Origin of the sequence: Caballeronia sordidicola, assembly GCF_002220365.1 — a bacterium.
Taxonomy (GTDB): Bacteria; Pseudomonadota; Gammaproteobacteria; order Burkholderiales; family Burkholderiaceae; genus Caballeronia; species Caballeronia sordidicola_C.
Map to the genome: position 1 here is coordinate 1 of NZ_MTHB01000271.1, position 6,110 is coordinate 6,110.

Annotated in this window: 6 protein-coding genes and 1 pseudogene; 6 read left to right on the forward strand and 1 reads right to left on the reverse strand. The window is 54.8% G+C overall.

Features of this window, described 5'->3' with window-relative positions:
- Positions 1-547 (forward strand): hypothetical protein (locus tag BSU04_RS46890; protein ID WP_179258594.1); only part of this gene is annotated, 547 nt, incomplete at its 5' end.
- A 240-nt stretch (positions 548-787) separates the two neighbouring features.
- Here BSU04_RS46890 and BSU04_RS38955 read toward each other — a convergent pair.
- On the reverse strand, positions 788-1,825 hold the full coding sequence (locus BSU04_RS38955; RefSeq protein ID WP_089165552.1) for an IS110 family transposase: 1,038 nt from the start codon (positions 1,823-1,825) through the stop codon (positions 788-790).
- Between the two features lie 387 nt (positions 1,826-2,212).
- Here BSU04_RS38955 and BSU04_RS38960 point away from each other — a divergent pair, with 387 nt between their 5' ends.
- The 5 genes and pseudogenes from BSU04_RS38960 to BSU04_RS48285 form a co-directional block, all read left to right on the forward strand.
- Positions 2,213-3,001 (forward strand): EAL domain-containing protein, encoded by a 789-nt coding sequence (locus tag BSU04_RS38960; RefSeq protein ID WP_089165553.1) that lies wholly within the window; start codon positions 2,213-2,215, stop codon positions 2,999-3,001.
- 396 nt (positions 3,002-3,397) lie between these two features.
- Positions 3,398-3,781, forward strand: a complete 384-nt coding sequence (locus BSU04_RS38965; protein ID WP_089165554.1) for a phosphonate transporter — start codon at positions 3,398-3,400, stop codon at positions 3,779-3,781.
- A complete protein-coding gene (locus BSU04_RS38970) occupies positions 3,778-5,055 on the forward strand; it encodes a sensor domain-containing diguanylate cyclase (protein WP_089165555.1) in 1,278 nt (425 codons plus the stop codon). The genes BSU04_RS38965 and BSU04_RS38970 overlap by 4 nt, the downstream gene beginning before the upstream one ends.
- A gap of 483 nt (positions 5,056-5,538) precedes the next feature.
- Complete coding sequence (locus BSU04_RS48280; RefSeq protein ID WP_089165551.1) at positions 5,539-5,772, forward strand: transposase; 234 nt, start codon at positions 5,539-5,541, stop codon at positions 5,770-5,772.
- A 33-nt stretch (positions 5,773-5,805) separates the two neighbouring features.
- Positions 5,806-6,110, forward strand: a pseudogene (locus BSU04_RS48285) (transposase); the annotation flags it as partial.

Below are 6,110 nucleotides of genomic sequence, written 5' to 3' on the forward strand. Positions count from 1 at the left end.
TGTAACCGAGGTTGTCGCCGCCTTTCTTCGCGGCCGTCGTCGTCCCATCGCCGTGAATAATCGTCAGATCAAGCAACTTGTCATGATGGAGCCTGCTCACCGAGCCCGCAAAGATGGCATCCATGCAACCATCTGCAAGCCAGCGGCGCATCGCGCGTTAGATACGCGTATAGTGAATTTCGGGGTGACCTTTGGCATTCCTTTCGATCGGCAACATCTTCCATTGACAGCCCATGTACAGCACTTGCAGGATGTAATTGAAGATCTTGTGCAAGGCCAGCGTCGGGGGCGGTCCGCGCCGGCCCCGGCTCAGATGCGGCAAGACAAACTGCTCGAACTGCTCCAGGCTCAATTTCGTTGGAATCCCTTGCCAGCATGGGTTCCCGGTCATTCGCTGCGTCCAGAAATCCGGACTTTATCTGATCTGGCTTCACCCATCAGAAATCCAGTCCTGATGCGGCTCGCAGACAAATTCGATGACCTCAAAAAACTAGCAACCATGCATGGACGCCCCCGGTTTGCCAAGCTCTCATTGGTGATGGTTTGAAGGCGTAGATTGCAGCCATGCATCCGGACTTCAATGTCAGGCGCATGCCTGCCTGTCCCTGATGGAATCCGCTGGTCGAGTCCCAATCAGTTGGGCGCACTGCAATCGTGCGTTGGTTGCGTCGGGTTTGATCGACCACGGTCTGACCTGTCTTGCCATCACTACTTGATCGCCTGAGCAATCGGTGGTTTGATTCTCCTTTGCTTGATTGCTGTTTTCAGATTTGGGCGGCCGACCCGACTACGTGGTCGCCTGCACGCTCGTGTAGCCGGGTCGGAACTCGCGGTCGTGAGCCAGCAGTGCCCAGACGATGCGCGCATTCTTGTTGGCCAACGCGACGGCAGCCACATTGGGATTTCGCCTCGCCAGGAGCGCTCCCAGCCAGCCGTCGACCTTATCCTTCTTGCGCTGGAAAGCGCAAATCACTGAGCGCGCACCGTGGATCAGCAGCGTGCGCAGGTACGTGTCGCCTCGCTTGCTGATGCCCAACAACACGTTCTTGCCGCCACTGGAGTTCTGCCGCGGCACAAGGCCTATCCACGCCGCCAATTGACGTGCGTTGTCGAAGTTCTTCGCATCGCCCACCGTCGCCACCAGGGCGCTGGCGGTGATCGGTCCAATGCCCGGAACCTCCGCCAGCTTGCGGCTGAGTTCGTTGTCGCGATGCCACGTGACGATCTGAGCCTCGATTTCACCGGCCTGGCGGTCCAACTCCTTGAGGTGCTCCATCAATCGCTGTACGAGCAGGCGAAACGAGCCAGACAGCTCATTGGTGGCATCCTCGAGCAGCTCCGGTACTCGCTTGGCGATGTTCGCAATGCCTTGCGGAACGATAAGCCCGAACTCGGCGAGCAACCCCCGAATCTGGTTGGCTTGCGCGGTGCGCGCTTTGATGAATCCCTGGCGCACCCTGTGCTGTGCCAGCACCGCTTGCTGCTCTACGTTCTTGATCGGCACAAACCTCATGTTGGGCCGCGCCACCGCTTCGCAGATCGCCTCGGCATCAGCCGCGTCGTTCTTGTTGGTCTTCACATATGGCTTGACGAACTGCGGCGCAATCAGGCGCACGTCGTGTCCAAAGCCCTGCAGCTTGCGCGCCCAATGATGCGCGCTGCCCCAGGCTTCCATGCCGATCAGGCACCGTGGCAAATTCGCGAAGAACTCGGCTACCTGGGCGCGCTTGAGTTGCTTCTTCAGTACTGCCTTACCGTGCTCATCAACGCCGTGGACCTGGAAGACATTTTTTGCCAGATCGATGCCAACTGTCGTGACCTTCATGGTAGACACTCCTGTTCGGTTCAAGTGGTTGCTACAGGCTCCCACTTTGGCACATCGCGATTCCGTACGGGTGGGGGCGTCCATTCCATTAGTTGTGATCTGTGGCTGAATCATATTGCATTGTGAAAATTTCGTGACCGAGCCTTCGTGATCATCAGTGCCCATGTGGTTCGAACAAACTTGTTCGCCAGGGCACCGGCGACGTCTTGTTTAGCGGCATCGTCGCAAAAGAGTATTGACCCAATCGGCAAGAGGAAGGTGTTGCACTTCAAATTTGATCGCGCCCGGCTAAAGCTTGGTGCTGAGCTGTCGTTAAATGTGTTACCTGGCGTCTCTATTGCGGTGGGTAGCCGATCCGTCTTTCCTCGTTAAGGGCTCACCATGTCTATGTCTTCTGGCCAGACCTATTTTGCAGCCATTGCGAATGAAAAGTCTGGCTGCTCGGGATGCAAGTTGGACGTTGCCGCGCCGATATCTCTTGCGTTTGCGTTCCAACCTATCGTCGATACTGCATCGGCAGCGAATTTCGCGTTTGAAGCATTGGTCCGTGGTCCAAATGGCGAATCTGCACAGTCAGTGTTATCGCAGATTGACGAAGGCAATCGTTACCAATTCGACCAGTTGTGTCGTACGACAGCCATTGCGCAAGCGGTGGACCTCAACATGGAGTCGTTCCTATCGATCAATTTCATGCCGAACGCTGTCTATCGTCCTGAAGCCTGCATCCGAAGCACGTTCGAGGCAGCCGAAAAATACGGATTTCCAATTGATCGAATTATCTTTGAGACAGTTGAGGGTGAAAACATTATTAGTCGGCCGCATCTCGTGGAAATTTTTAAAGCCTACAAGCGGTTCGGATTTCAGACAGCCATCGACGACTTCGGCGCGGGATATTCAGGGCTCACGCTCCTGGTAGATTTTCAACCCGACTTGATCAAGCTCGACATGGAGTTGGTTCGAGGCATCGATACCGATTCGATTCGGCAGCGCATCGTGCGGGGCGTCCTGGCAATCTGTCGTGATTTGGGGGTGAGAGTGATCGCGGAAGGCATTGAAACCCGGGAAGAGCGCGACTTTTTCGCGGCGCACGGGGTAACCCTAATGCAGGGATATTTCTTCGCCAAACCCGCATTCAAGTCTATTCCCGTACTCAGCGGCGAATCATTTCAAACGTAAGATACGGTATCTATGTAAGGGCTCTGCATCTGAGATCATCCCTCGGTTGATGCCGAGGCGTGTCTTTGGCGAGGTGTTCATAAAGCCGAGTTGGGCAGGGAAGAAACGATTCGTGACAACGTAAAAACCAAGCGTCGTTCCTTTAATAGGGATCAATTTGCCAGATAACCGATCATCTTGCTACGGCAGCGGGCACATTTTTTCGACAGCCTTTTTCTAAGGGCTTATGCTGGAGTAGCGGGCCGCCGAGGGAAAGTTTGCTGACATTTCAATACGTCAGCGACAGGGAGGCTACATCCGGGCCGCTTGTTTGCAGCGCTAAATTTATAGCCGCCGGTTGCCGTAAGAGCTAAATGAAACGTTGTCTCGCGTCGGAATAGGATACGGAAAATGACCATGGAAAACGCAGTTAGCGACCAGTTCGATACGGTTTCGTTCGAAGATCTAGTGCTCGCGGGCGGGCAGCAGCCCGACAACTTCACTTTTGGGCTGATTGGTTTTGGTTCGGATTACATTGTTAGTCGTTACAACGCCGTCGAGTCGATTGGTTCGGGTCTTAGAGCTGCTCACGTGATCGGCAAACATGTGTTCGACGAAGTGGCCATATGCATGAATAATTTCATGATCGCTCAACGATTCCTTGACGAGTCGGAGCTTGACGAAATCGTGCCTTATGTCCTTACTTTACGCATGAAACCTACACCGGTGCGGTTGAGAATGATGAAGTCTACCCGAGCAGAGACACAGTTTCTGCTGATCGAACGTAAGGCGGCAACGTGACAACGTGCAAGGTTGTAGATGAATCTCTCGAGGCTGAACATGCAGCGCTGCTTTCCTTCATGTATTTGTCGCCGATTGGCATTCTTCGCAGCACATTGTCCGGCGAAGTTGACATGCTCAATCCGTTATCAGTTCAATTACTTATGCCGCTCGCCGGGCCTGGAGGTGTCACCAACGTTTTCGACAGCCTGAGTAACGTCGCGCCCGAGTTGCGTAATCTGGTATCGAGCTTCAAAGCCGAGCGCGGCTCCGTGTGTGAAGGGCATCGCATTGTACTGACACCTGCCCGAGAGCGATCAACGGTTCTGTCATGCAATATTCTGAAGGTCAATGACTGTACCTTGATGACGACGTTGACCGATATTTCGCGGCAAGTCGAAGCCGAACGATGGGCAAGACAGAATGAATCCTGGCTCGCTGGGATTTATACCAATGTCAATGATTTTGCATTCTTGACCCTTGATGCATCAGGTCGGGTTGATAGCTGGAACACGTCGATCGAGCAGCTTACCGGATACGCCGAAGTGGACGTAATGGGCCAGACGCTCGAACAATTCTATGCGCCTGATGACGTGGATGATTATCGCTGCCCGGAGCACATTGCTCTTACACGCGAAGAGGGTTGGCACGTTCAAGAGTGCTGGTGTCAAAAAAAGGACGGCCGCCGTTACGCTGCGCAAATTCTAGTTGCCATACTCCGAGAAGATGATGGCGAATTCGCCGGCTATTCGGTCGTCCTTCGCGATGTATCTGAGCGAAAGATAACAAGCGACGAGCTCACCCGCCTGCTGACGACTGACTACCTCACCGGAGCTATGAATCGCGCACATTTTTTCAAGCTCGCCGACAAGGAAGTCGAAAGATCGAAACGCTCGGGCAAACCGCTCTCGTTTGTGATGATCGATGCGGATCACTTCAAGAGAGTAAACGACACAGCAGGCCATCAGGCAGGCGACAAGGTCCTAACCCAAATAGTCCTCGAGGCCAGGCGATCGCTGCGATCGATAGATGTCATCGCGCGTTTGGGTGGAGAGGAGTTTTGCCTGATGCTCCCTGCGACCGCGGCGGACGGCGCGATGCTGATAGCGGAGAGAATCCGTGCGACCATTGAAGCGCTTCGCATCGAAACCGAGGCGGGTCAACTAGCGATTACTGTGAGCCTAGGCTGTGCGTCTTTGACGAACGAAATCGCGTCCGTACAAGACTTGCTAGCAGTTGCAGACAAGGCACTATACACCGCCAAGGACACTGGTAGAAACCGCGTCGAAGGATAACCTGTGCGATTCACGCACATCGTTTCGACTAGAATGAAGCGATGGACCGCGAGATTGAGACTCGATCACGGTGAGTGTTGATGTACCACAAGGGTGCTGTCACGCTATTAAAGCTCGAACCGAGCGGATTTGTACAACGTACGGACTCCTCTGTTATGCGGAATTAGGTACGACCTTTGCGGCCGTGGGTGGCGAGCACAGCGCCGAGCAGGGTCAGGGCGTAGTGCCGCGTGATCGCCCTGAGGCCAACATCTTGGACATCGGGTTCAATCAATGTTCGTTGACTGCGCCCGGGCCACCAGAGCACATTGTAGGTCAACGAGTTGAAAGCGAGAGCGACGCCATAGAACACGGTCGCATGCGTCCGAGTCAACTGGTTGCTAGTTTTTTGAGGTCATCGAATTTGTCTGCGAGCCGCATCAGGACTGGATTTCTGATGGGTGAAGCCAGATCAGATAAAGTCCGGATTTCTGGACGCAGCGAATGACCGGGAACCCATGCTGGCAAGGGATTCCAACGAAATTGAGCCTGGAGCAGTTCGAGCAGTTTGTCTTGCCGCATCTGAGCCGGGGCCGGCGCGGACCGCCCCCGACGCTGGCCTTGCACAAGATCTTCAATTACATCCTGCAAGTGCTGTACATGGGCTGTCAATGGAAGATGTTGCCGATCGAAAGGAATGCCAAAGGTCACCCCGAAATTCACTATACGCGTATCTAACGCGCGATGCGCCGCTGGCTTGCAGATGGTTGCATGGATGCCATCTTTGCGGGCTCGGTGAGCAGGCTCCATCATGACAAGTTGCTTGATCTGACGATTATTCACGGCGATGGGACGACGACGGCCGCGAAGAAAGGCGGCGACAACCTCGGTTACAGCGGCCACAAACATCTGAAAGGCGACAAGGTGGTGGCCTTGTGCGATCGCCACTTCAACGTCATCGCCCCGTTCATCACCGCTGCCGGCAACCGCAACGAATCGCCCCTGCTGCGCGACGCGCTCCCCCGGCTCAGCCAGATCGCGCGCGCTATCGGCATGGACCTGCAAGGCACGATTGT